This is a genomic window from Streptomyces clavifer, assembly GCF_036345975.1.
Lineage (GTDB): Bacteria > Actinomycetota > Actinomycetes > Streptomycetales > Streptomycetaceae > Streptomyces > Streptomyces clavifer.
This window is the reverse complement of record NZ_CP107793.1, coordinates 2,308,000-2,331,064: the sequence shown is the minus strand read 5'-3', so window position 1 is coordinate 2,331,064 and position 23,065 is coordinate 2,308,000. Positions and strand designations below refer to the sequence as shown.

Below are 23,065 nucleotides of genomic sequence, written 5' to 3'. Positions count from 1 at the left end.
ATTGTGCGCGGCTGTGTCTTCTTTTGGGGACTGTGTTTCCGGAACGTTATGACGAGATCTCGAACCGGTTGAGCGGGCCCGGCAGCCGGGTGCCGAGCGCGGCCATGCCCCCGTCCGCCCCGTGGCGCGCGAGCAGGTCGAGCGCGAGCCGGCCGCGCCGCACGCGCTCCTTGGCGGTGGCCAGGGCCAGTTCCCGCAGGTGCTGGCCGTACGGATAGATCCCGGGTGCCCTGGAGAGGCCGAACTTCAGGTACAGCGGCGCGCCCCGCCGGATCAGCTCGGCGACCTCGTACATCCGTACGAAGCCGCCGAGGTCGTCCGGCGCCTCGATGTAGAGGTCCATCGGGGCCCGGGAGACCCGGCGGATCTCGGTGAACTGGGCGAGCGTCAGGTCGGAGGGGATGTTGATCGAGTCGGCGCCCAGCTGTTCGAACACCGCGTACGAGGCCGGGTTCACCGGCCCGATCAGCGCCGACACCTTGAAGGTGGTGTCCGCGGGCAGGACACCCTGCCCGCGCAGCCGGTGCAGGGTCCACAGCACCCCCTCGTCCGCCACGAGCAGGCACTTCACCCCCAGCCCGGTGGCGCGCAGCGCGTCCTCGACGCAGCCGGCCAGGGCGTCGTGGCCCCGGGAGCGCAGCCCGGCGCCGCCCGAGTCCGTCCGGACCGAGGCGCCGGTGTCCCAGGTGCCGCGCGGTCCCGTGAACAGGCAGAGCTCGATGTCGCGTTCGGCGCAGCCCTCCACCATCTCGGTGATCTCCGCGTCGCTCAGCATCCAGACACCGCTGCCCTGACTGACGCGGTGCACGGGTACGTCGAGCCTGGCGGACTCCTTCAGTACGACGCCGAGGGCCTCCGGACCCTCCACGGACGGCACCTCGGTGCGCCAGCTGCCGCCGTCGGGGAAGGAGTGCGGGGAGGCGTCGGCGGGGGAGAGGGGCGCCGCACCGAGGCCGAGCGCGGTGAGCGCCGCGGCACCGGGGCGGCGGGGACCGGCGCCGGGGGCGGGGACAGGGGTGTCTTTCACAGCTGGTCCTTCACGTTCGGTATTTCGGACGAAGTTCGGATCATGAGGTGCGGCACGGCACGCACACCGGTACGGGAGTCTCGGGGCGGGCCCGTCACGGGCGCAGCAGCACCTTCCCGGTCCCCGGGTCCCCGGCGCCGACCAGCGCCACCGCCTCGGCGAACCCCTCCAGCGGGAACTCGTGCGTGATCAGCGGCGCCGGATCGAGCAGCCCGGCCGTGAACGCCCGTACCGCGTACGACCAGGCGGCCGACGGCGCCCCGAAGACGCTGCGCACGGTGAGCTGGCTCAGCGACAGGTGCACCGGATCGATTCCCACCGCCCCCGGGGTGAACATCCCGGTGAGCACCACCCGGCCGCCGCGCCGCGCCAGCAGGCACGCGTCGGCCGCGGTGGACGGGGCGCCGGCCGTCTCCACGACCAGGTCGTAGCGGCCCCGTACCTCGTCGGCCTCCTTCGGGGTGCGGGTCTCACCCGCGCCGAAGTCCAGGGCCAGTGAGGCCCGTTCCGTCCGCGGGTCGATCACGGTCAGCTCCGCCGGCGACACCGCCGCCAGCAGCTGGACCGCGAGCAGCCCCAGCGTCCCCGCCCCCACCACGGCGATTCGCTCGCCGGGCTCGGGCGCCCCGGCCCGCACGGCCGCCGCGATCACCGCGGCGGGCTCCAGCAGGGCGGCGGCCCGCAGATCGGCGTCGTCGGCCAGCGGGTGCAGCAGCCGCGCCGGGACCACCAGGTGGTCGGCGAAGGCCCCGGGCCGGGTGAATCCCGTCTCGTCGTACCCCGCCGTGCACAGGGAGGTCTCCCCGTACCGGCACCGTTCGCAGCGCCCGCAGGCCCGGAAGCCCTCGGCGACCGTGCGCCGCCCGGTCAGCGCGGGATCGACGCCCTCGCCCACGGCGTCGACGGTCCCCGACCACTCGTGACCGGGCACCACGGGGTAGCGCACGTAGGCGGGGTCGCGGTGGCCGTCGTACACCTCGCGGTCGCTCATGCAGATTCCGGCCGCGGCGACCCGCACCCTGACCTCACCGGGGCCCGGCTCCGGGAGCGGACCCTCGGTCAGTGTGTGGCTGCCGGGCCGCTCGATGGTCAGCGAGCGCGAGCGTGTGCTCACTTGGGCTGCCTCCTCTCCCAGCCGTCCGCCCACAGGTCGAACCGGGCCTGCTGCTGCGGGAATTCCGCGGCGGCGTCCACGTCCAGCTCCACGCCGAGCCCGGGGGCGTCGGAGAGCTCGAAGCAGCCGGTGGCGGGGTCGACGGCAGGGGCGCCCTTGACGACCTTCTTGATGTCCGCGTCCGCGAAGTCGTTGAAGTGTTCCAGGATCTTGAAGTTGGGGGTGCAGCCGGCGACCTGGAGACTCGCGGCGGTCAGCACCGAGCCGCCCACGTTGTGCGGGGCGATCAGCGTGTAGTGCGTCTCCGCGGTCGCCGCGAGCTTGCGGGTCTCCAGGATGCCGCCGATGTGGCCGACGTCGGGCTGGATGATGTCGGCGGCCTGCGACTCGAAGAGCTCGCGGAACTCGATCCGGTCGTGGATGCGCTCTCCCGTGGCGATCGGCATGTCGACCTTCTCCGCGACCTTGCTGAGCGCCTTGAGGTTCTCCGGGGGAACCGGCTCCTCCAGCCAGGCCGGCTTGAAGGGCGCCATCTCGCGGGCGATCCGCACCGCCGTCGACGGGCTGAACCGCCCGTGCATCTCCAGCATCAGCTCGGTGTCGGGGCCGATGGCGTCCCGCACGGCCTCGATCAGGGACACCGCGTAACGGGTCTCCTCCTGGCCCAGCTCGAAGTGCCCCGTACCGAAGGGGTCGATCTTCAGCGCCCGGTACCCACGCTCGACGACCCCCTGCGCCGCCTTGTGGTACGCCTCCGGGGTGCGCTCGGTGGTGTACCAGCCGTTCGCGTACGCCTTCACCCGGTCGGTCACCTTCCCGCCGAGCAGCTGCCAGACGGGGACGCCGAGTGCCTTGCCCTTGATGTCCCAGCAGGCCATCTCGATGACCGCGATGCCGGACATCACGATCTCGCCGGCCCGCCCGTAGTCGCCGTACTTCATGCGGCGGACGAGGTCCTCGATCGCGAACGGGTCGGAGCCGGCGACGTGATTGGCCGACGCCTCCCGCAGATAGCCGAGCAGCGCGTCCGTGCGCCCCAGCATCCGCGTCTCGCCGACACCGGTGAGGCCCTCATCGGTGTGAACCTGGACGTAGGTGAGGTTGCGCCACGGCGTGCCGACGACGTGCGTACTGATTCCGGTGATGCGCACGGGTGTTGCCTTTCCACATGTTCGATATTTCGTCACTCGTTCGAAATGCTGGCGTGACGTTAATGACGGGCCAGGGGACGTGTCAATGGTTCGCGCAAGTACGCTGACGCCATGAGTGATCTCGGGGCGGGTTTCGGTTACTTGATCAAGGGCCAGCGCTGGGCCTTCGGGCACGGCCGGTGGTTCGGTTTCGGCCTGCTGCCCGGGCTCATCACCCTGGTCGTCTACGCCGGCGCGCTGGTCGGACTGGGCTACGGCGCCGACGACTTCGTCGCCTGGTCCACCCCGTTCGCCGACGACTGGTCCTCGCCCTGGTCGGGGCTCCTGCGCAACACGCTCGTCGTCCTCGTCTTCGTCCTCGGACTGTTCCTCGCGGTGATCACCTTCACCGCCGTCACCCTGCTGGTCGGCCAGCCGTTCTACGAGTCGCTCTCCGAGGAGGTCGACCGCAGCGAGGGCGGCGAGGTCCCCGAGTCGGACCTGCCGCTCTGGCAGGAGCTGTGGATCTCCGCCCGCGACTCCGTCCGCATCCTGGTGCGGGTGGCGCTGTACGGGGTGCTGCTCTTCGCCCTCGGGTTCGTCCCCGTCCTCGGGCAGACGGTGGTCCCCGCCCTGGGCTTCTGCGTCTCCGGCTACTTCCTCGCCGAGGAGCTCACCGCCGTCGCCCTCCAGCGCCGGGGCCTGGTCCTCAAGGACCGGCTCGTCCTGCTGCGCGGACGCCGCATGATGGTCCTCGGCTTCGGCGTGCCGCTCGCGCTCTCCTTCCTCGTGCCCTTCGTCGCCGTCTTCCTGATGCCGGGAGCGGTCGCCGGTGCCACCCTGCTGGTCCGTGATCTCACGGCGGCCCCGGTTCCGGCCCCGGAGCCGTACACCCTGAACAAGGGCTGAGACGGAACCCGCCGTGACCGAACTGCTCGCCGTCGCGCTCATCACCGTCCTCGCGGTCGTCAGCCCGGGGGCCGACTTCGCGATGATCGTGCGCAACAGCTACCTCTACGGCCGTACGACCGGACTCGTCGCGGCGGCCGGGGTCGCGGCGGGCGTCCTCGTCCACGTCACCTACACGATGCTCGGCGTCGGCCTGCTGATCGCCTCGTCCACCACGCTGTTCACCGTGATCAAGCTGGCCGGCGCGTGCTACCTCGTCTACATCGGCGTACGCACCTTCCTCGCCCGCGCCGACCTCGACGTCGACCTCGGGTCCAGGCCCGGGCTGAGCAGGCTCGGGGCGCTGCGCACCGGCTTCCTGACCAACGCGCTGAACCCCAAGACCACGCTCTTCGTCGTGTCCACCTTCACCCAGGTCGTCGGCCCGGACACGGGCCTGTGGCAGCAGGCGGGCTACGGATTGTTCATGTCCCTGGCCCATCTGGGCTGGTTCGGCCTGGTGGCCCTGTTCTTCTCCCACTCCCACCTGCGCACCGCGATGCTGCGCAGGCAGAAGGTCCTCAACCGGACGATCGGCTCGGTCCTGGTCGGCCTCGGCGTCACCCTGGGCCTCGCCCGCTGAGGCGTCAGCCCCCGTGCACCTCCAGCGCCGTCCTGACGGCCGACTCCAGCGCACCCTCGATCCACGCCGGCTTGACCGACGTGTGGCAGCCGGCGAAGTGCAGCGTCCCCTCCGGGGTACGGACGTCGGGGAAGAGCTCGGTGTGCTGGCCCGGCAGGAGCACGGACGCCTCGCCGTACGCGTACGGGTCGCGCATCCAGGACTGGGTGCGGCCCACCCCCGTGTAGAACACCTCGACGCGCTGCCCGTACACGTCCTGGACACCGCCCAGGGTGCGCGGGTAGCGCTCGTCCTCCTCCAGCGAGTCCCACTTCAGGGCGTCGTCGGCCCAGCTGTACGAGGCGAGGAGGACCCCGCCCCGGCTGCCCTCGACCGGGTGTGAGGGCTGGTAGATGAACCGGTTGGCGTTGTCGGTCACCGAGCCGCCGCCGATGACGTGCGCCGCCTCGGGCTGGTCGCGGGCCGAGGCCCGGCAGGCCGCGTAGTGCACCCGCTGGTTCGGGGGGACGTGGCCGGGCGGCACCGAGCCGTGCGCGCCCAGCAGTGAGCCGTCGGCCGGGGCCCTGCCCGTCCGGTAGGCCTCGTACAGGCCGGGACGCACCGTCTCCAGCTCCCGCTTCCAGTCCGCCTCGTCGAACTCCCACCAGCGGCGGCTGAATTCGAGCAGCACCTTGGTCGCGGTGTCGTAGTGGATCTCGGTGATCGCACGCCGCTTGCCGTACGAGAGCGCGGGCGTGACCGGGATGTGCCGCAGCCCGGAGAAGGGGACCGTGATGATGGCCCGGTCGCCGGTGAACGTCTCCCGGACGACGGGCCCGCCCCGGCCCTCGGAGACCGTCTCGACGGTGACCCCGTCCCTGGTGCGGCTGATCCGGGTGGCCCGCCGGTCCAGGTGCACCAGATCCTTGACCTGCGCGTACATCGCGTCGACCAGGGTGGCGGTGCCGTCCGGCAGCTCGAAGAAGGAGGTGGCCGGGCTGATCAGCGAGGCTCCGATGAAGCTGTGCAGGAAGGCGAGGTGGAGCCGCGAGGTCATGTTCTCGACGGTGCCGATGAGGTCGACGGTGCGCTCGTCGAGCTCGGCCGCCTCGGTCAGATACCGGTACATCGACCAGTGCCCGTACCGCTGGAGGACCGTCGCCCAGCCCTCGACCAGCGCGGTCCCCTCCTTGCCCTCGATCTCCTCGCGCACGGGGGCGAGCGCGTCCCGGACGATCTTCGAGGCGGGCGTGTTCTCGTAGGCCGCGGGCACGCCGAAGGAGCGGTTGACCGTCTGCGGCTTCTCGGCGTAGTCCGCGCGGCGGACCCGGACGCCGTTGACGTGGATCCAGGTGCGGTTGGCGGGACGGCCCTCGCCGTCCACGTCGACCAGGTGGAAGCGGCGGCGCTTGAGCTCGTAGCCGTCCATGAGCCCGGTGACCAGCGGGTGGCTGTCCGGGATGCGCATCGCGCCGGCCTCGGCGTACTGCTTCGGGTCCGCGAAGGGCGGGTCCGACTTCTCGTGGCCGCCGGCCCGGAAGGTCTTGATGCGGCCGCCGACACGGTTGCCGTTGGCCTCGATCACGGTGACGGTGTGGCCGGCCTCGTGGAGCAGCCGCGCCGCGGCGAGCCCGGCCGGCCCCGCGCCGATGACCAGCACCTTCTTACGTGCGGCACGCGTGCGGGGGAGCCCCTTGCCGAGCAGGACCTCGCGGTAGCGGGGCACCAGGTCACGGTCGTCCCCGTCGCGCACGAGGATGGCGCGGGCGACGGTGAGACAGGTCTCCCGGTCGGCGCCGGGTGCGGCGGCCGGGGCCGCTCCGGGCGCCGCGACGGCGGCCCGGGAAGCCGCGCCCGCGGGCGCGGCGGCGGCCACGGCCAGGGCCGCGGCACCCGCGGTGGCTCCCGCGATCAGGGACCGGCGGGAAGGCAGGGCGGCGGGCGAGTCATCAGCTGGTGAGGTCATGTCGATCACCATGCGGTGCCGCACCGGGCGGCACCGTCGCGGACGCGCCCCCGGCCCCACGGTTCACCCGCCGGTGATCGTGCTCGTCGTGTGTTGACACCGGCCGGTGCGGGGGGAGTTGGGCGTCAGCGCACCGAGAACCCGTACACCGTCGTGGACACGAACTCCTCGCCCGGCCGCAGCACCGTGCTCGGGAACTCCGGGCGGTTCGGGGAGTCGGGGAAGTGCTGCGTCTCCAGCGCGATCCCGGCACACGGCACGAAGGGCCGGCCCTCGAAGTGGTCGGCGGTGTACAGCTGCAGTCCCGGCTCCGTCGTCGTGACCGTCAGGACCCGTCCGGACGCGGCGTCGTACAGCTCGGCGGCGGGTGCGTCGCCGGTCTCGTCGAGCACGTAGTTGGTGTCGTACCCCGGCCCCACGGGCTTCGGCTCCCGGAAGTCGAACCGGGTCCCGTCCACCGGCGCGAACTCACCCGTCGGAATCGACTCCGCGTCCGCCGGAGTGATCCGCGAGCCGGCGAGCCGCAGTTCGTGCCCGAGCGCACTCCCGCTGTCCGCGCCGGCCAGATTCCAGTAGGTGTGGTTCGTCAGGTTCAGCACGGTCGGTGCGTCCGTCGTCGCCCGGTAGCCGATCCGCAGCGCCCCGCCCGCGTCCAGGGTGTACGCCACCGAGACCTCCAGGCGCCCCGGGAAGCCCTCCTCGCCGTCCTCCGCGACCAGGGAGAGCCGCACCCCGTCCGGCACCTCCTCGGCGTCCCACACCCGCTTGTCGAAGCCCCGCGTCCCGCCGTGCACGTGGTTGCGGCCCTCGTTGGGCGTCACCTGGTGCGTCCGTCCGTCGAGGACGAACGAAGCCCCGCCGATCCGGTTCGCGTACCGCCCGACCAGGGCGCCGAAGTACGGACCCGCGTACGTCTCGTACCCCGCGGTGTCCGGCAGACCCAGGGCCACACCGGCCCGGGTGCCGTCCCGGCCGGGCACCTCGACCGACTGCACCACGGCGCCGTACGTCAGCACCCGCACCCGCGTACCGTCGCGCTCCAGGGTCCAGCGCCGCACGGCGGTGCCGTCCGCGAGCGGGGTGAAGTCTTCGCTGTGTACCGCTGTACCCGTCGTCATGATCATGGACTTTACGCGGGGGGCCCGGACGCCGTGACATTGCGGTAAGCGATTTCCGCCAGCCGCGCCTGGCCGTTGCGGCCGGGGTGGAACCAGTCCCACTGACTCAGCTGCTCACCGGTGAACCGGTAGTCGAACACCGCCCCGCCGTCGTACCGGCAGAGCGGGTCCTCGGCGCACACGTCCCGCAGGGCGCCGTTGTACGCGACGACGCGCTCCTGCACCGTGTTCCGCCGCGCGACGGCCGCCGCGCCCATGTCGTCCGCGTCGCCCAGCATCGAGCGGCAGATCCCCAGCTTCCAGATCTGCTTGCCCAGCGGGTTCTCGCGCCCGGTCGACCAGAGCCGCTTCAGGTCCGGCACGCTCGACACGTACACCTGGGCCTCGGGCGCCGCGCCGCGCAGCTGCCGCATCGACGCCTCGAAGGCCGCCCGGAAGTCCGCCACCGGAGTCATGATGTCGACCGAGTCGCGGCAGGCGTCGTTCGCGCCGATCATCACCGCCACCAGCTCCGGCTTCTCCTTGCCGGCCAGCGCCATCTGCTCCGGCAGCTGCGCCATCCGGGCGCCCGACACGGCGTGGTTCCAGCTGTGCGAGGCCGCTCCGGACGCCCCGAGGAGCCGCACCGCGAGACTGCGGACCCCGTCGTCGGTGCCCGTGGCCCACGACACCTCCGGGCAGTCGGCCAGCACCGAGCAGGCGTCGAAGCCCCGGGTGATGGAGTCCCCCACGGCGGCCACGGAGGCCGGGCTCACGTCCCACACCGGGGTCGGGGACGGTGACGGGCTCCCCGGCCCGGCCGCACCCCCCGTGCCCCCGTCCGGTCCGCCCGTGCAGCCCGTCAGCACGGCGGCGCCGGCGCACACGGCCGCCGTCAGCGTGGCGATGGCAGTGCGGATACGGCGGCGCGACGAACGCTCAGGCATCCCTGTTCCCCTCCGGTCGTACAGGTGATTGTGCCCCTGGCACACCCCCGCAGCCCCAGGTGGCGGGCCCGCGCGCCCCCGCGGGTGAATGCTCGGCGAATCATGGCCCCGGGACCGACGGTACGTCACACACCCGGCCCCGGCGCACGGTAGCTTTTCCCCGTCGAACCAGTGACGGTTGCCCGCCCATCCGACGAACGGGTGGCTCCGGTAAATTACCTGACGTCACATACTGTCCCTTTTATGGAGATTAACTCCCGATGCTGTTTACTGATGACAACCTCGGGAGCCGGCCGGAAAGAGACGGCACGGACACAAGGCCGCTGGGGAAGGCGAACCTCGTCCCACACTGGAGGTCCCGGTGACGACACGTGGAGTCCTGTACGTCCACTCCGCACCGCGCGCGCTGTGCCCGCACATCGAGTGGGCCGTGGCGAACGTACTCGGGGTGCGGGTCCAGCTCGACTGGATCAGACAGCCGGCCGCGCCCAGTACGTGGCGGTCCGAATTCTCCTGGAAGGGCCGTGTCGGCACCGCGTCGGAGCTCGCCTCCGCACTCCGCGGCTGGGACATGCTGCGCTTCGAGGTGACGGCCGAGCCGTGCCCGACGGCCGAGGGGGAGCGCTACAGCTCCACGCCCGGCCTCGGCATCTTCCACGCGGTCACCGGCATGCACGGCGACATCCTGGTCCCCGAGGACCGGCTGCGGGCCGCACTGGCGCGCTCCGTGCGCGGGGAGACGGACCTGGAGGCCGAGGTCGCCAAGCTCCTGGGCAAGCCGTGGGACGACGAGCTGGAGTCCTTCCGGCACGCCGGCGAGGGGGCACCCGTGCGGTGGCTCCACCAGGTCGTGTGAGGGGCGCCACCCGGCTCCCGGCCGCCGTCCGGCCCCGGCGTCCACGCCCGGGCCGCTGAAACGTTTGCTCGGCCTCGCCGGGCGGCCGCGGCGCTGTCGTCCGCCCACGCCCCGCCCCCGCACGCCGGGCGTGCGGGCACGGCATGCCGGAGGCCCGCCTCCCCGAGGGGAAGCGGGCCTCGCGAGCGGGCGCGGTCAGACCGAGCGGAACGCCAGCACCACGTTGTGGCCGCCGAAACCGAACGAGTTGTTGATCGCGGCGATGGGCCCCTCGGGCAGCGGCTGCGGCTTGTCGCGCACGACGTTCGCCTCCACCGCGTCGTCGAGGTTGTCGATGTTGATGGTCGGGGGTGCCAGCCGGTGGTGCAGCGCCAGCACCGTCGCCACCGTCTCGATGCCGCCCGCGCCACCCAGCAGGTGACCGGTCATGGACTTCGTGGCGGAGATCGCGACGTGGTCCAGGTCGTCGCCCAGGACCTTGCGCAGTGCCTTGAGCTCGGCCACGTCGCCCTGCGGGGTGGACGTGGCGTGCGCGTTCAGGTGCACGACCTCCGACGGCTTGAGATCCGTCGAGTCCAGCAGGTTCTGCATCGCGGCGGCGATCCCGCGCCCGGTGGGCTCGGGCTGAGCGATGTGGTGGGAGTCCGCGGACAGGCCCTGGCCCAGCACCTCGCAGTAGACCCTGGCGCCCCGTGCGGCCGCGTGCTCCGCGGACTCCAGGACGACGACGCCGGCCCCCTCGCCGAGGACGAAGCCGTCACGGGCCGTGTCGTACGGACGTGAGGCCTTCTCGGGCTCGTCGTTGCTCTTCGACATCGCCATCATGTTGGCGAACGCGGCGATCGGCAGCGGGTGGATGGCCGCCTCGGTGCCACCGGCGACGACCACGTCGGCACGGCCGGTACGGATCATCTCGACGGCGTACCCGATGGCCTCGGCGCCCGACGCGCAGGCGGAGACCGGGGTGTGGACACCGGCCTGGGCGTTGATCTCCAGGCCGACGTTGGCCGCCGGGCCGTTGGGCATGAGCATGGGAACGGTGTGCGGGGAGACGCGGCGTACGCCCTTCTCCTTCAGCACGTCGTACTGGTCGAGCAGGGTGATCACGCCGCCGATGCCGGAGGCGATGACGGAACCCAGACGCTCGGGCCGGATCTTCTCGTCCTCACCGGCCTTGCCGGTGAAGCCGGCGTCCCCCCACGCCTCGCGGGCCGCGATCAGCGCGAACTGCGCCGACCGGTCCAGCTTGCGGGCGAGCGGGCGAGGAAGGACCTCGCTCGGGTCCACGGCCGCGAGGGCCGCGATCCGGACGGGCAGTTCGGCGAAACGTTCGCCCTCGAGGGGCTTGACGCCGGAGCGGCCCGCCATCAGACCTTCCCAGGTCGATGCGGAGTCGCCACCCAGCGGAGTGGTTGCGCCGATACCGGTGACGACCACGGTGCGATTGGTCGGGCTCACTGGAAAATCTTCTCCACGTGTAGAGGGTCGTGAATCAGCGGCGCCACCGCCGGGTGGCGACACACGAGCGGGCTGGGATCAGCCCTGGTGCTTCAGGATGTAGTCGGCAGCGTCGCCGACCGTCTTGAGGTTCTTGACGTCCTCGTCGGGGATCTTGACGTCGAAGCGCTCCTCGGCGGCGACGACGACCTCGACCATGGACAGCGAGTCGACGTCCAGGTCGTCGGTGAAGGACTTGTCCAGCTGGACGTCCTCGACCGGGATACCGGCGATCTCGTTGACGATCTCGGCGAGACCGGTGACGATCTCTTCCTGAGTGGCGGCCATGTTGGCGCTCCTTCGATGTGATTCTGCAGGGTTCGGGCGTACGGACCGAAAGGTCCGGTGTGCCTAGGGGAGGGTAACGACCGTCGCGGCGTAGACGAGACCCGCCCCGAAGCCGATGATGAGCGCCGTGTCGCCGCTCTTGGCCTGACCGGTCGCCAGGAGCCGCTCCATTGCGAGCGGAATCGAGGCGGCCGACGTGTTGCCGGTGGTTTCCACGTCACGGGCGACCGTGACGTGCTCCGGCAGCTTGAGTGTCTTCACCATCGAGTCGATGATCCGCATGTTGGCCTGGTGCGGAATGAAGACGTCCAGGTCCTCCGGGGAGATCCCGGCCGCCTCCAGCGCCTGCTGGGCGACCTTGGCCATCTCGAAGACGGCCCAGCGGAAGACCGCCTGGCCCTCCTGTGTGATGGCCGGGAACTTCTCCGGCCGGTCGGCGTGGAAGACGTCCCACGCCACGGTCTGCTTGATCGTGCCGGACTTGTCGCCCTCGGAGCCCCACACCGTGGGGCCGATGGCCGGCTCCTTCGCGGGGCCGACCACGACCGCGCCCGCACCGTCGCCGAACAGGAAGGCCGTCGCGCGGTCCTCCAGGTCGGTGAGGTCGCTGAGGCGCTCGACGCCGATGACGAGGACGTACTCCGCGGAACCCTCGACGACCATGCCCTTGGCGAGCGTGAGGCCGTAGCCGAAGCCCGCGCAGCCGGCCGAGATGTCGAAGGCTGCGGGCTTGCCCGCACCGATCCGGTGGGCGATGTCGGTCGCGACGGCCGGGGTCTGCTGGAAGTGCGAGACGGTGGCGACGATCACTCCGCCGATCTGCTCGGGAGTGATCCCGGCGTCCGCGATCGCCTTGCCTGCGGCCTCCACGGACATCGCCGACACGGTCTCCTCGTCGGAGGCCCAGTGACGCGTGGCGATGCCGGAGCGGGAGCGGATCCACTCGTCGGACGAGTCGATCGTCTCGAGGATCACCTCGTTCGGCACGACACGGGTCGGGCGGTAGCCGCCGACACCCATGATCCGCGCGTACGGGGCGCCCTTGCTGGGCTTGATCTTCGACATGCTCTCGGGCTCCTTAGGCGCCGGCGTGCTCGGAGATGAGCGCGCGGGCGGCGTCGAGGTCGTCGGGGGTCTTGAGCGCGAGGGTCTTCACACCGGGCAGCGCGCGCTTGGCGAGCCCCACCAGTGTCCCGCCGGGGGCGGCCTCGACGATGGCCGTGACCCCGAGCTCCTTGAAGGTCTCCATGCACAGGTCCCAGCGGACCGGGTTGGCGACCTGGCCGACGAGCCGCGAGATGACCTCGGCGCCGGTGGCGACCGTCCTGCCGTCGGCGTTCGACACGTACGTCACCGCGGGGTCGGCGACCGTCAGGCCGGCGGCCGCGGTACGCAGCTTCTCCACGGCCGGAGCCATGTGGTGCGTGTGGAACGCGCCCGCCACCTTGAGTGCCACGACACGGCGCACGCCCTCGGGCATGTCCTCGGTCAGCGCGGCGATCTGCTCCGCGGTGCCCGCGGCGACGATCTGGCCGCCGCCGTTGACGTTGGCCGGGGTGAGCCCCAGCTTCTCCAGGTGGGCGACCGTGACGTCGGGGTCCCCGCCGAGGAGCGCGGCCATACCCGTCTCGGTGACCGCGGCGGCCTCGGCCATGCCGAGCCCCCGGGTGCGGACGAAACGGAGTGCCGCTTCGTCGTCGATGACGCCGGCGAGCGCTGCGGCGGTGATCTCACCGACGCTGTGGCCCGCGACGACGCCGGGCGAGGCGTCCAGGGCGGCGGCCGACAGGAGACCTGCGGCGACCAGCAGCGGCTGGGCCACCGCCGTGTCGCGGATCTCGTCCGCGTCGGCCTTCGTGCCGTAGTGGGCAAGGTCGAGCCCGATGGCGTCGGACCAGCCGGCGATGCGGTCGGCGGCGCCGGGGAGTTCGAGCCAGGGAGTCAGGAAGCCGGGCGTCTGAGCGCCTTGGCCGGGAGCGACGAGTACGAGCACCCTCACACTCTCTCTTGTGGACGGCTCCGTACGCCCGTGGGGACAGGGACGAAGAACCGTCAGGGGAATTGTTGAAGTCCGACAAAAGTCTAGGACTGAGTATCTCCGGCAGCCAAGCGCCCCAGGATGAGGGCGATCCGCAGGGTGAACGCGGAGCGGACATCGGAGGGTGACCAGCCGGTGACGTCGGTCACACGTCGCAGCCGGTAGCGCACGGTATTGGGGTGCACGAACAGCATCCGGGCCGCGCCCTCCAGGCTGCTCGCCTGTTCCAGATAGACACTCAGCGTCTCCAGCAGTGCCGAACCGGCTTCTTCGAGCGGTCTGTAGATCTCCTCCACCAGTTGGTCGCGCGCGGCTGGGTCTCCGGCCATCGCACGTTCCGGAAGGAGATCGTCCGACAGGACGGGGCGCGGAGCGTCCTGCCACGCCGAGCACGCCTTGAGCCCGGCCGCGGCGGCCTGTGCGGAGCGGGTGGCCGCCAGCAGGTCGGGGACCACCGGCCCGGCGACGACGGGACCGGCGGCGTACGGGCCGATCAGGGACTTCGCCACGTTCAGCGGGTTGTCGCTGCCGCCGGCGATGACGACCAGCCGGTGGCCGAGCACCCCGGTCAGCACCTGGAGCTTCGCGTGCCTGGCCGCCCGCCGGATCGCCTCGACGGTGAGCTCGCTGTCACCGTCCGGAGCGGTGCCGAGGACGACGCACACGTGTTCGGGAGAGTTCCAGCCGAGCGCCGCGGCCCGTGACACGGCACCCTCGTCCGCCTCGCCGGACAGCACCGCGTTCACCACGAGGGACTCCAGCCGCGCGTCCCACGCCCCGCGGGCCTCGGCTGCCTGGGCGTAGACCTGGGCGGTCGCGAAGGCGATCTCGCGGGCGTAGACGAGCAGAGCCTCGCGCAGCACCGATTCGTCACCGGGGGCCGCCACCTCGTCGATGGCGGCTTCCATGACCTCGATCGTGGTGCGCACCATCTCCACGGTCTGCCGCAGGGTGATGGCCCGGGTCAGCTCGCGCGGAGCCGTACCGAACACATCGGTGGAGATGGCCTGCGGGGTCTCCGGATGCCGGAACCACTCGGTGAACGCGGCGATACCGGCCTGGGCCACCAGGCCGATCCAGGACCGGTTCTCCGGTGGCATCGCCCGGTACCACGACAGCGTCTCGTCCATGCGGGCGATGGCGTTCGCGGCCAGACGGCCGGAGGACTGCTCCAGCCTCTTCATGGTCGCGGCGTGGAGGTGGGCGGCGTTCGAGGCGGACTGCTCAGGATCGGGTCGGGGCACGGAGACAAGACTGCCTTATCGGGGCAGGTGCACGGAGGGGAGGGGCGGACGGGGCTACCGTGGACCTGTGATGGACGTACGCCGCTCCGGCGACCGCTTCCGCGGTGGAGACCCGGCCCCGGGTGTCTCCGCGGGCATCGAGACGCTGCACGCATTCTCCTTCGGTCGCTTCTACGACCCCGGCAATCTGCGCTTCGGGCCGGTCCTGGCCTGCAACGAGGAGCGTCTCGCCCCGGGCGCCGGTTTCGACGAGCATCCGCACAGCCACACCGAGATCGTCACCTGGGTGGTCGAGGGCGAGCTCACCCACCGGGACTCGGCGGGCCACGCCACCGTCGTGCGCGCCGGGGACGTCCAGCACCTCGGCTCGGCGGCGGGGGTACGGCATGTCGAAAGGAACGACGGCGAGCACCCGCTGACGTTCATTCAGATGTGGCTGGCCCCGCTGACGCCCGGCGGCGAGCCCTCGTACACGCACGTCGCGGGGATCGCCGACTCCACGCCGTACGCCCTTCCGGAGGCGGGCGCGATGCTCCACGTCCGCCGGCAGGCCGCGGGGGAACGCACCGCGGTGCCGGACGCCGCGGGCGTCTACGTCCACGTCGTGCGGGGCGAGGTGCGGCTCGACGGGGAACTGCTGGGGGAGGGGGACTCGGCCCGGATCACGGAGGCCGACGGCCTGGAGCTGCTGGCCCTGCGGGACGCCGAAGTCCTGATGTGGGAGCTCGGCGCGGTGTGAGGTGTCCGGCGGGGGCGCGCGTCCGGGGCGCGAGTCGTGGGCAGCCGGTTCGGCGGTCGTCCTCGCGGCGCCCTTCCTGCCCTCCTGCTGGTAGCCGGCCCGGACGTCCGGTTCCGTCGGCCCGGTCCGGCAACTGGACCGTGTGGCCCAGTTGTTCGCGGTGTGCCTGGCAGGCGTGGCCGTCGTCGCCGCGCTGCCGGCCGCTTCGACGGCGGCGGCCACCGGTGTACTGGCCCGGCGGCTGCCCCTGATGGTCGTCCGGGCCGGCCCGACGACCGGCGTCACCATGGCGGTCGCCACGCTCACGCTCGCCTTCGCCGCCGCGCCGGCCACGGACTGGCCGCTGCTCGCCGTGGCAGGAGCCCTCTCGGCCGCCTCTCACGCCGTGGTGGCCCCCTCCGCACGAGCCGGCCGCCGCTGCGGCCCGCCCGGCCCTCGCGTAGTACTCATGGGACCCCGCCGGGAAGGCCGCCCGACGACGGCCTTCCCGGCCGGGTCACCCGGCCTTCAGGTCGCTCGCGATCATGGACGTCGTGGAAGCCAGGCGGCTGATCCCCTTCTGTACCTCGCGTATGCCCGCGGAGGCCCGGGGCTGGTTGTCCGCGTCGGCTCCGGCGACGCATTCGTTGCCTCCGTCCTCGAAGGCCGTCAGGGCTTCCTTCCAGAATCCCTTGGCGTTCTCGCTCGGGATGGCGTCGAGCTCCTGGGCCTCGCCCACCTTCGTCAGCAGCTCCTTGCAGGCGGCGCCCCAGACGTCCATCGGGCGCACACTCACCTCGTTGACGCGGCCGGAGGTGTCGGAGAGTGCCCTGATGCTCTTCTCGCCCCCGGAGGAGTACCAGCCCTCCAGATCTTCGCCCGGGGACGAGCCACAGCCGACGAGCAGCACCCCGGTGACGACGGCGGTGGCGAGTAAACGGACACGGATATGCATGTAGCCCCCTTGTTCGGTCGTGCGGATGCTGCCAGGAATCACCCGGCCAGGCACGGCAAATGAGGGAACTACGGACGGTCACCCACGATCCGATGCCCGACGGACGCGGCCGGGCGCGGATTCGGCGACGCGACGTCATCCGGGACGGGGAGGCAGCGGGCGGTGAGGGCCGGGACGGAGGGCGGTGGAGGGGCCGCTCCTCCCGTCCTCCCGTCCTTCCGTCGGTCCGGCATGACCGACTTCGGATCCCCGAGGCCCGTTCCGGCGGTGCGGGGCCGGCCTGCTACTGGATCACTTGCTCCGGGCGTCGTACGCGTCCCTGCTGGCCTGGATCTCGCCGTTGTGCTCGATGGCCCAGCGGGCGAGTGTCAGAGCGGGCGGGATCAGGCTCTCCCCCTGGGGCGTGAGCGCGTACTCGACGCGGGGCGGGACCTCCGCGTAGACCGTGCGGGAGACCAGCCCGTCCCGTTCGAGGTTGCGCAGGGTCAGCGTGAGCATCCGCTGCGAGATGCCCGGGATGTGCTGCTGCAGGTGGGAGAAGCGCATGCGCCCCTGCTCCAGCGTCGCCACGATCAGCATCGTCCACTTGTCGCAGATCCGGTCCAGGATCGCCCGGATCGCCCTGCCGCCGTCCCCCCGGATCATGCAGGTGTGTTCGTACTGCTCCACGACAGCTCCTTGTGCGTAGCTCACAACCGTGTGCCTTTTGTAGGCCTCCCGACGGTCACCCATGATGAGGCAACTTACGGTTCGTAACCAATGGAGGTATCCCCATGCAACTCGCGTACTGGATCGTCGCCGGACTCCTGGCCCTGTTCTACGTCTACTCGGGCGGCATGAAGGTCCTGCGGAGCCAGGACCAGCTCCGGCCCATGATGGGCTGGGTCGACCGGACGCCCATGCCGCTGGTCAGGGCGATCGGGGTCGTCGAGGTCCTCGGTGCGCTGGGTCTCGTCCTGCCGCCGCTCACCGGCATCGCGGTCGTGCTCGCCGTCGCCGCCGCGATCGGCCTGGCACTGGTGCAGATCGGCGGCCTGGCCCTGCACCTGTCCCGCGGCGAGGCGCGGGTGATCGGGCTCAACGTCGTCCTGCTGGTGTGGGCCGCGGCGACCACATGGCTGGCCACGGTCTGGCTCTGACCGCGCCGGTGCCTCAGGCCTTCGGGCGTTCCCCCCGCCTGTCCAGTTCGCGTATCGCCTGACCGTACGAACTGATCCGGCGCGACACGGTGCCCATGGCGAAGAGAGTCCCGCCGGCCACCGAGACCGGGACGGACATCCCGAGCACGGCCAGGACCTCCGGCCAGTCCCGTTCCTGCGCGCAGTAATCTCCGTGCAGTTCACCCTCGTTGGCGGTGCCGCGGTCCGTGAACAGCCGGGACTCGCAGTCGTCCGGATACTTGTCGTCCGGCTTCCTGTCCGCCTGGTACGACGTCGTCAGCAGCACGGCGCACCAGACCCAGAGGACGGCGGCCAGCGACAGAAGGACGACGCCCCAGGTGCGGGTCTTCGTGGCCTTGTCGCGGAAGTCGAGTTCGAACTCTCGTGAGCGCATAGCGGCCGAATCTATAGGTGCCCGATCCCCGCGGGGTCTGCCGGGCGGGATCAGGATGCGAAGCGCCGCAGCCACGCGTCCAGGACGGCGAAGTCCGCCCCGGTGAGCCCCCGCCACCCCTCGACGCGATGGAGGAGCGCCGGCTCCGGGTGGTGTGCTTCCACCCAGTGCCGGTCCATGTCCGTGATCTCGTCGTCGACCCAGACGAAGGGGCGCCCGCAGGCCCACCCGACGATTCCCGGGGTCTTCCAGTGCAGCCCGCGCGGGCCCTCGACGAGAGGCGGATCCGGCCAGCTCACCACCGGCAGCTCCGGCAGCCCGAGCCACGGTGTGAGGTAGGCGTTCGCTTCCGACATCCACGTCGTGGCCCACACGAGCTCGCACGGCAACGCCAGCAGCCGGGGCCCATGGGCCGGGTCGGCCCTGGTGACCAGCGGGTTCGCTTCGGCGCCTCCGGGCCCGCGCCCCGCGCCGAAGACCGGATAGCCGTCCGGGAGCTGCTCCCGGGTCGCGCCGAAGGGGATGAGCGGGCCGTCGACGTCGAGGAAGAGGAGGGGCTGAGGAGAACCGGTCACGCCTGCACGGTAACGCCGCTCAGCCCTGTGCGCCGTGCGGAACGGCCTCGGTCGTCCGTGTGGCGAGGACCTCCAGGTAGTGCTGGTTCTGCATGAGCCCGAGGACGTTCCCGAAAGGATCCAGGACCGAGGCGCCGACGAAACCCTCGCCGAACTCCCTTACCGTTTCGTTGATCTCGGCCCCGAGGCCCGTCGCCCGCTCCACCGCCGCGTGGACGTCATCGACATGCCAGTACACGACGGCACCGGACGGACCGGCGCCGGTCCCGCCGTGCTTCCCCAGGTTCTGGACAAAGGCGCTGTCGACCAGGCCCAGTTCGTGCCGGTAGTCCCCGATGCGGAACTCCACGTAACCAGGGCGTTCGAAGTATGGCTCCACGCCCAGCAGTTCGATGTACCACCGCTTGGCGGCCGACAGGTCCGAGGCGTGGAACCTGACGGTGGTGAGACCTCGCAGCACGGGTGCTGCTTCGTCGATCGGTGTCGTCGGGAGGAGAGTGCCCCGCATGCAGGTCTGTTTCTGTCCTAGTGGGGCCTGGTGGTCAGCGGAGCCCGTCCACGAAGGCCTGCCAGGCGCCCGCGCTCATGACGAGAACGGGGCCGGCCGGGTCCTTGCTGTCCCGGACGGGGACGGAGGCGGCACAGCCGTCGGCTACCTCGACACAGTCGCCGCCGGTGTTTCCGCTGTACGAGGACTTGCGCCAGGTCGCGCTGCCGGTGACGGTGCACTCGACGCAGTCGCCGCCGGTACTCCCGCTGTAGCTGGACTTACGCCACACCGCGCTCTTCAGGTTCGGACCGGTCGCCATAACGCTCCTCCATCACACGGGTGATCAGTGCCGCGGAGTCCTCGACGGAGAGGGCTGCGGCCTGCAAATGAGCGTAGCGGCGGGCGGCCTCCCTGATGGTCTCGGGGTTCGCGGTCATGTGGCCGGAGATGAGGTCTTCCGTGTAAATCAGGTCCGGGTCGTTGTCGAAGCGCAGCAGGTTGAACGGTCCATCCAGGCTTGAGTGTTCACCAGCCATGAACGGCAGCACCTGAATCCGCATCCACCGGTGCCTCGTGAACTCCAACAGACGGGCCAGTTGGTTCCGCATGACCTCGCGGCCGCCGATCGGCCGGTGCAGCACCGCCTCGTCCAGGATCGCCCAGGCCAGCGGTGGCTGTTCGCGCTCCAGGATGCGCTGGCGCTCCATCCGAGCCGCGACGAGCCCTTCCAGGTCGTCCGGCATACCCGTGGCCAGCACCGCCCGCGCGTACTCCTCCGTCTGCAGCAGCCCGTACACCAACTGCGCCTGGTAAGTGGAGATGTACGTCGCCCGCGCCTCCATGTCCGCGTACGCCTGGAACCACGTCGGCAGTTGGCTCCGCAGGACCAGGCCGACCAGCCGGGAGAAGACCCCGTCCGTGCCGAGCGCCGCGTCCAGGCGCTCCGAGAAGTCGCGGGTCGGGACCTTCTTCGTCGTCTCGATCTGGCCGATCAGTGAGCCCGTACAGAAGATGATCTCGCCGAGCTGGCCCTGCCGCAGGCCGTGGGCCTCCCGCTGGCGGCGCAGTTCCCAGCCGTAGTAGTCCAGTGGGGAGGCGCTGGGGTCGAGTGACTGCACGTTGGCCACGGCGGGAGTGCCTCTCGCTTCAACGCCTGGCGGCGTTCGTTTCAGGTCGTGGCCGAGAGTAATCAGCGCACTGCACTCTGGTGACATGAATCACGTATCCGATACCCGGACCGGTGACGCCGAGGGCGCGGCCTACCGTGCCGAGTTCGCGCTGGGGGAGCACTCCGCCCGCCATCTGCGGCGCATCCTGCGGCTCTACCTCACCGGCTGGGGCATGCTCGACGTGGCGGACGCGGCGGAGCTGGCCCTCACCGAGCTCGTCGCCAATGTCGTACGGCATGTGCCCGGCCGCCGCTGCCAGACGCTGATCATCCGGCTCCCGGGCCGGGGTGTGCGGGTCGAGATCTCCGACGCGTCGCCCCGCCTGCCCCGTGCGGTCGCGGGGGACGCGCTCGATGAGGGCGGGCGGGGACTACTGCTGGTGGAGGCCGTCACCGACGGCTGGGGTGTCGAGGTGCGTGGTGACGGCCGGGGGAAGACGGTCTGGTTCGAGTGCGGTCAGCGGGAGGCGCCGAGCTCCGCCAGTACCGCGTCGGTGAAAGGCGTCCAGACCTCGGCCGCCCACGGTCCGAAGGCCCGGTCCGTCAACGCGACGCAGGCCGCGCCCGCCGCCGGGTCGATCCACAGGAACGTGCCGGACTGGCCGAAGTGGCCGAAGGTGGCGGGGGAGGACGAAAGCCCCGTCCAGTGCGGCGACTTGGAGTCACGGATCTCGAAGCCGAGCCCCCAGTCGTTGGGGTTCTGGTGACCGTAGCCGGGGAGCACGCCCTTGAGCCCCGGGTGGACGACGGTCTGGGCCTCCAGGACCGTACGCGGGTCGAGGAGCCGCGGGGCCTGTACCTCCGCGGCGAAGCGCACCAGATCGTCCACGGTGGAGACGCCGTCCTTGGCCGGTGAGCCCTCCAGCGCCGTCGAGGTCATGCCCAGGGGCTCGAGGACCGCTTGGCGGACGTATTCGGGGAACGGGATCTCCGTGGCCTTCGCGATGTGGTCGCCCAGCACCTCGAAGCCCGCGTTGGAGTACAGCCTGCGGGTGCCGGCAGGCGCCGTGACCCGGTGCTCGTCGAAGGCGAGACCACTGGTGTGCGCGAGGAGGTGGCGGACGGTCGAGCCCTCGGGGCCTGCCGGTTCGTCCAGCTCGACGGCGCCCTCCTCGTAGGCGACCAGCGCCGCGTAGGCGGCGAGCGGCTTGGTCACCGAGGCCAGCGGGAAGCGGTACGCGGTGGGACCATGGGCACCCAGGAGCGTGCCGTCCGCGGTGACGACGGCGGCTGCCGCGGTGGGGACGGGCCAGTTCTCGATCATCGCCAGGCTCTGCATGCGTACGAGCCTAAACCGAGAACGCCACCCGTTCGCGCTTGCTTCGAGTGCACTCCAAGGTTCTAGCGTGGAGGGATGACGGTGATGGAGAGCACTTCCGCACGGACGGATACCTGCGCCTCTGCGCAGAAGGCGCATCCGCGCCCCGAGGGGCAGGACCGCTACACCATCAGCGAGGTCGTCGCGTTCAGCGGACTCACCGCCCACACGCTGCGCTGGTACGAGCGGATCGGGCTGATGCCGCACATCGACCGCTCCCACACGGGTCAGCGGCGGTTCAGCAACCGCGACCTGGACTGGCTGGCCTTCGTCGGGAAGCTGAGGCTGACCGGAATGCCGGTCGCCGACATGGTCAGGTACGCCGAACTGCTCCGCGAGGGCGACCACACCTACGGGGAACGGCAGGAACTGCTGGAGACCACCCGGCGCGACGTGAAGACACGGATCGCCGAACTCCAAGGGACCCTGGCCGTGCTCGACCACAAGATCGACTTTTATGGACGGCGCCCGCCCGGCGCCGGAAAGGGCCTGACGCCATGAGCGACACCGGAAAGATCGCGACAGCGGAGCTCGGCACCGGAGGCCCGCAGGTCGGCGTGCAGGGGCTCGGCTGCATGGGAATCAGCGAGTTCTACGGGGACACCGACGAGGCGGCCGCCCGGGACACCCTGGAGGCGGCGCTGGAAGCGGGTGTCACCCTCTTCGACACCGCCGACGTCTACGGCCGCGGCGCCAACGAGTCGTTCCTCGCACCGTTCGTGGGCGCGCACCGCGACCAGATCACGCTGGCGACGAAGTTCGCCATCGAGCGGACCGACGACCCGCACTACCGCGGCGTACGCAACGATCCCGCGTACATCCGCGCGGCCGTCGAGGCCAGTCTGCGCCGGCTGGGCACCGACGTCATCGACCTCTACTACATGCACCGCCGCGACCCGCTCGTCCCGTTCGCCGAATCGGTGGGAGCGATGGCCGAGCTGGTGCGGCAGGGCAAGGTCAGGCAGCTCGGGCTGAGCGAGGTGACCGGGGCCGAGCTCCGTGAGGCGCACGCCGTGCACCCGATCGCGGCCCTGCAGTCCGAGTGGTCGCTCTTCAGCCGGGACGTGGAGCGCAGTGCCGTGCCCGCCGCCGCCGAGCTCGGGGTGACGCTCGTGCCGTACTCCCCGCTCGGCCGCGGGTTCCTCACCGGTGCGTTCGCGGACGCGGCGAAGGACCTGGCGAAGGACGACTTCCGTGCGCACCAGCCCCGCTTCACCGGCGAGAACGCGAAGACCAACGCCGCCCTGCTGGAGCCGGTGCACAAGATCGCGGCGGCGCACGGGGCGACGGCCGCGCAGGTCGCCCTGGCCTGGGTGCAGCAGCGGTCGCAGGTGCACGGCCTGACCGTGGTACCGATCCCGGGCACGCGCAGGCGCAGCCGCCTGCTGGAGAACGTGGGCGCGACCCGGCTGACGCTGACCGAGCAGGAACTTCGGTCGCTGGAGCCCATCGCGGCGCGGGTGGCGGGCGACCGCTACCCGGACATGAGCAGCACGGCCACCGCGCGCGAGTAGGGGCCCGGAGGCCCGTCACGTGACCGGCGGTGTCATACCCGGGGGTGGACCACGGCCCC

At 71.3% G+C, this 23,065-nt stretch carries 26 protein-coding genes and 1 pseudogene; 8 read left to right on the top strand and 19 right to left on the bottom strand.

Annotated elements, in window-relative coordinates:
• Window positions 1-46: 46 nt before the first annotated feature.
• The 3 genes from OG927_RS10070 to OG927_RS10060 all read right to left on the bottom strand — a co-directional run bounded on the left by OG927_RS10070 (window position 47) and on the right by OG927_RS10060 (window position 3,292).
• The gene (locus OG927_RS10070; protein WP_124282468.1) at window positions 47-1,027 is read right to left on the bottom strand and encodes a hypothetical protein; all 981 of its coding nucleotides are present in this window, start codon (window positions 1,025-1,027) and stop codon (window positions 47-49) included.
• A gap of 94 nt (window positions 1,028-1,121) precedes the next feature.
• Entirely contained in the window at window positions 1,122-2,141 is a 1,020-nt protein-coding gene (locus OG927_RS10065) for a zinc-dependent alcohol dehydrogenase (RefSeq protein WP_056785060.1), read from the bottom strand.
• Window positions 2,138-3,292: a mandelate racemase/muconate lactonizing enzyme family protein gene (locus tag OG927_RS10060; protein WP_330320013.1), complete on the bottom strand. Its 1,155-nt coding sequence runs from the start codon at window positions 3,290-3,292 to the stop codon at window positions 2,138-2,140. The genes OG927_RS10065 and OG927_RS10060 overlap by 4 nt, the downstream gene beginning before the upstream one ends.
• 111 nt (window positions 3,293-3,403) lie before the next feature.
• Here OG927_RS10060 and OG927_RS10055 point away from each other — a divergent pair, with 111 nt between their 5' ends.
• The gene (locus tag OG927_RS10055) at window positions 3,404-4,180 is read left to right on the top strand and encodes an EI24 domain-containing protein (RefSeq protein ID WP_209470585.1); all 777 of its coding nucleotides are present in this window, start codon (window positions 3,404-3,406) and stop codon (window positions 4,178-4,180) included.
• Window positions 4,181-4,193: 13 nt separating this feature from the next.
• Window positions 4,194-4,802 carry a LysE family translocator gene (locus OG927_RS10050; RefSeq protein WP_124282471.1) on the top strand — a complete coding sequence of 203 codons (609 nt, stop codon included), beginning with the start codon at window positions 4,194-4,196 and terminating at the stop codon, window positions 4,800-4,802.
• A gap of 4 nt (window positions 4,803-4,806) precedes the next feature.
• Here the strand turns inward: OG927_RS10050 and OG927_RS10045 are convergent, their stop codons facing one another.
• The 3 genes from OG927_RS10045 to OG927_RS10035 form a co-directional block, all read right to left on the bottom strand.
• On the bottom strand, window positions 4,807-6,747 hold the full coding sequence (locus OG927_RS10045) for a flavin monoamine oxidase family protein (protein WP_056785968.1): 1,941 nt from the start codon (window positions 6,745-6,747) through the stop codon (window positions 4,807-4,809).
• A gap of 125 nt (window positions 6,748-6,872) precedes the next feature.
• On the bottom strand, window positions 6,873-7,871 hold the full coding sequence (locus OG927_RS10040) for an aldose epimerase family protein (RefSeq protein ID WP_274922841.1): 999 nt from the start codon (window positions 7,869-7,871) through the stop codon (window positions 6,873-6,875).
• A 5-nt stretch (window positions 7,872-7,876) separates the two neighbouring features.
• Window positions 7,877-8,791 (bottom strand): SGNH/GDSL hydrolase family protein, encoded by a 915-nt coding sequence (locus tag OG927_RS10035; RefSeq protein ID WP_124282474.1) that lies wholly within the window; start codon window positions 8,789-8,791, stop codon window positions 7,877-7,879.
• A 361-nt stretch (window positions 8,792-9,152) separates the two neighbouring features.
• On the opposite strand from OG927_RS10035, the gene OG927_RS10030 reads away from it, so the two are divergent.
• On the top strand, window positions 9,153-9,647 hold the full coding sequence (locus OG927_RS10030) for a DUF3145 domain-containing protein (protein ID WP_056785041.1): 495 nt from the start codon (window positions 9,153-9,155) through the stop codon (window positions 9,645-9,647).
• Between the two features lie 195 nt (window positions 9,648-9,842).
• Here OG927_RS10030 and fabF read toward each other — a convergent pair whose 3' ends face one another.
• From fabF to OG927_RS10005, 5 genes are all read right to left on the bottom strand, one after another.
• Window positions 9,843-11,105, bottom strand: coding sequence for a beta-ketoacyl-ACP synthase II (gene fabF, locus OG927_RS10025; protein ID WP_056785038.1), 1,263 nt, complete (start codon window positions 11,103-11,105; stop codon window positions 9,843-9,845).
• Window positions 11,106-11,183: 78 nt separating this feature from the next.
• Window positions 11,184-11,432 (bottom strand): acyl carrier protein, encoded by a 249-nt coding sequence (locus OG927_RS10020; protein WP_014045780.1) that lies wholly within the window; start codon window positions 11,430-11,432, stop codon window positions 11,184-11,186.
• A 63-nt stretch (window positions 11,433-11,495) separates the two neighbouring features.
• Entirely contained in the window at window positions 11,496-12,497 is a 1,002-nt protein-coding gene (locus tag OG927_RS10015; RefSeq protein WP_056785029.1) for a ketoacyl-ACP synthase III, read from the bottom strand.
• Window positions 12,498-12,510: 13 nt separating this feature from the next.
• Complete coding sequence (locus tag OG927_RS10010; RefSeq protein ID WP_056785025.1) at window positions 12,511-13,425, bottom strand: ACP S-malonyltransferase; 915 nt, start codon at window positions 13,423-13,425, stop codon at window positions 12,511-12,513.
• A gap of 89 nt (window positions 13,426-13,514) precedes the next feature.
• The gene (locus tag OG927_RS10005; protein ID WP_241191963.1) at window positions 13,515-14,654 is read right to left on the bottom strand and encodes a PucR family transcriptional regulator; all 1,140 of its coding nucleotides are present in this window, start codon (window positions 14,652-14,654) and stop codon (window positions 13,515-13,517) included.
• A gap of 130 nt (window positions 14,655-14,784) precedes the next feature.
• On the opposite strand from OG927_RS10005, the gene OG927_RS10000 reads away from it, so the two are divergent.
• The gene (locus tag OG927_RS10000) at window positions 14,785-15,453 is read left to right on the top strand and encodes a pirin family protein (RefSeq protein ID WP_408058128.1); all 669 of its coding nucleotides are present in this window, start codon (window positions 14,785-14,787) and stop codon (window positions 15,451-15,453) included.
• Between the two features lie 496 nt (window positions 15,454-15,949).
• On the opposite strand, the gene OG927_RS09995 is transcribed toward OG927_RS10000, so the two are convergent.
• Both OG927_RS09995 and OG927_RS09990 read right to left on the bottom strand, forming a co-directional pair.
• On the bottom strand, window positions 15,950-16,387 hold the full coding sequence (locus OG927_RS09995; RefSeq protein WP_124282475.1) for a hypothetical protein: 438 nt from the start codon (window positions 16,385-16,387) through the stop codon (window positions 15,950-15,952).
• Window positions 16,388-16,678: 291 nt separating this feature from the next.
• Window positions 16,679-17,056 (bottom strand): winged helix-turn-helix transcriptional regulator, encoded by a 378-nt coding sequence (locus OG927_RS09990; RefSeq protein ID WP_056785012.1) that lies wholly within the window; start codon window positions 17,054-17,056, stop codon window positions 16,679-16,681.
• Between the two features lie 104 nt (window positions 17,057-17,160).
• Between OG927_RS09990 and OG927_RS09985 the strand changes: the two genes are divergently transcribed.
• On the top strand, window positions 17,161-17,526 hold the full coding sequence (locus OG927_RS09985; protein WP_056785007.1) for a DoxX family protein: 366 nt from the start codon (window positions 17,161-17,163) through the stop codon (window positions 17,524-17,526).
• A gap of 13 nt (window positions 17,527-17,539) precedes the next feature.
• Here the strand turns inward: OG927_RS09985 and OG927_RS09980 are convergent, their stop codons facing one another.
• From OG927_RS09980 to OG927_RS09960, 5 genes are read right to left on the bottom strand one after another with little or no spacing between them, the layout of a single operon-like run.
• Window positions 17,540-17,941, bottom strand: a complete 402-nt coding sequence (locus OG927_RS09980; RefSeq protein ID WP_330320012.1) for a hypothetical protein — start codon at window positions 17,939-17,941, stop codon at window positions 17,540-17,542.
• 50 nt (window positions 17,942-17,991) lie between these two features.
• On the bottom strand, window positions 17,992-18,516 hold the full coding sequence (locus OG927_RS09975; protein ID WP_330320011.1) for an HAD domain-containing protein: 525 nt from the start codon (window positions 18,514-18,516) through the stop codon (window positions 17,992-17,994).
• A gap of 19 nt (window positions 18,517-18,535) precedes the next feature.
• Window positions 18,536-19,024: a VOC family protein gene (locus OG927_RS09970; protein WP_408058055.1), complete on the bottom strand. Its 489-nt coding sequence runs from the start codon at window positions 19,022-19,024 to the stop codon at window positions 18,536-18,538.
• 34 nt (window positions 19,025-19,058) lie between these two features.
• Window positions 19,059-19,325, bottom strand: coding sequence for a DUF397 domain-containing protein (locus OG927_RS09965; RefSeq protein WP_015577034.1), 267 nt, complete (start codon window positions 19,323-19,325; stop codon window positions 19,059-19,061).
• Window positions 19,285-20,133: a helix-turn-helix domain-containing protein gene (locus OG927_RS09960; protein ID WP_209470590.1), complete on the bottom strand. Its 849-nt coding sequence runs from the start codon at window positions 20,131-20,133 to the stop codon at window positions 19,285-19,287. The genes OG927_RS09965 and OG927_RS09960 overlap by 41 nt, the downstream gene beginning before the upstream one ends.
• 85 nt (window positions 20,134-20,218) lie before the next feature.
• Between OG927_RS09960 and OG927_RS09955 the strand changes: the two are divergent.
• Window positions 20,219-20,629, top strand: a pseudogene (locus OG927_RS09955) (ATP-binding protein); the annotation flags it as partial.
• A gap of 2 nt (window positions 20,630-20,631) precedes the next feature.
• Here OG927_RS09955 and OG927_RS09950 read toward each other — a convergent pair.
• Window positions 20,632-21,453, bottom strand: a complete 822-nt coding sequence (locus OG927_RS09950) for a serine hydrolase domain-containing protein (protein WP_124282479.1) — start codon at window positions 21,451-21,453, stop codon at window positions 20,632-20,634.
• Between the two features lie 75 nt (window positions 21,454-21,528).
• Here OG927_RS09950 and OG927_RS09945 point away from each other — a divergent pair, with 75 nt between their 5' ends.
• Together OG927_RS09945 and OG927_RS09940 are read left to right on the top strand one after the other, a co-directional pair.
• A complete protein-coding gene (locus tag OG927_RS09945; protein ID WP_319099825.1) occupies window positions 21,529-21,993 on the top strand; it encodes a MerR family transcriptional regulator in 465 nt (154 codons plus the stop codon).
• Entirely contained in the window at window positions 21,990-23,006 is a 1,017-nt protein-coding gene (locus tag OG927_RS09940) for an aldo/keto reductase (protein WP_319099826.1), read from the top strand. The genes OG927_RS09945 and OG927_RS09940 overlap by 4 nt, the downstream gene beginning before the upstream one ends.
• Window positions 23,007-23,065: the final 59 nt, after the last annotated feature.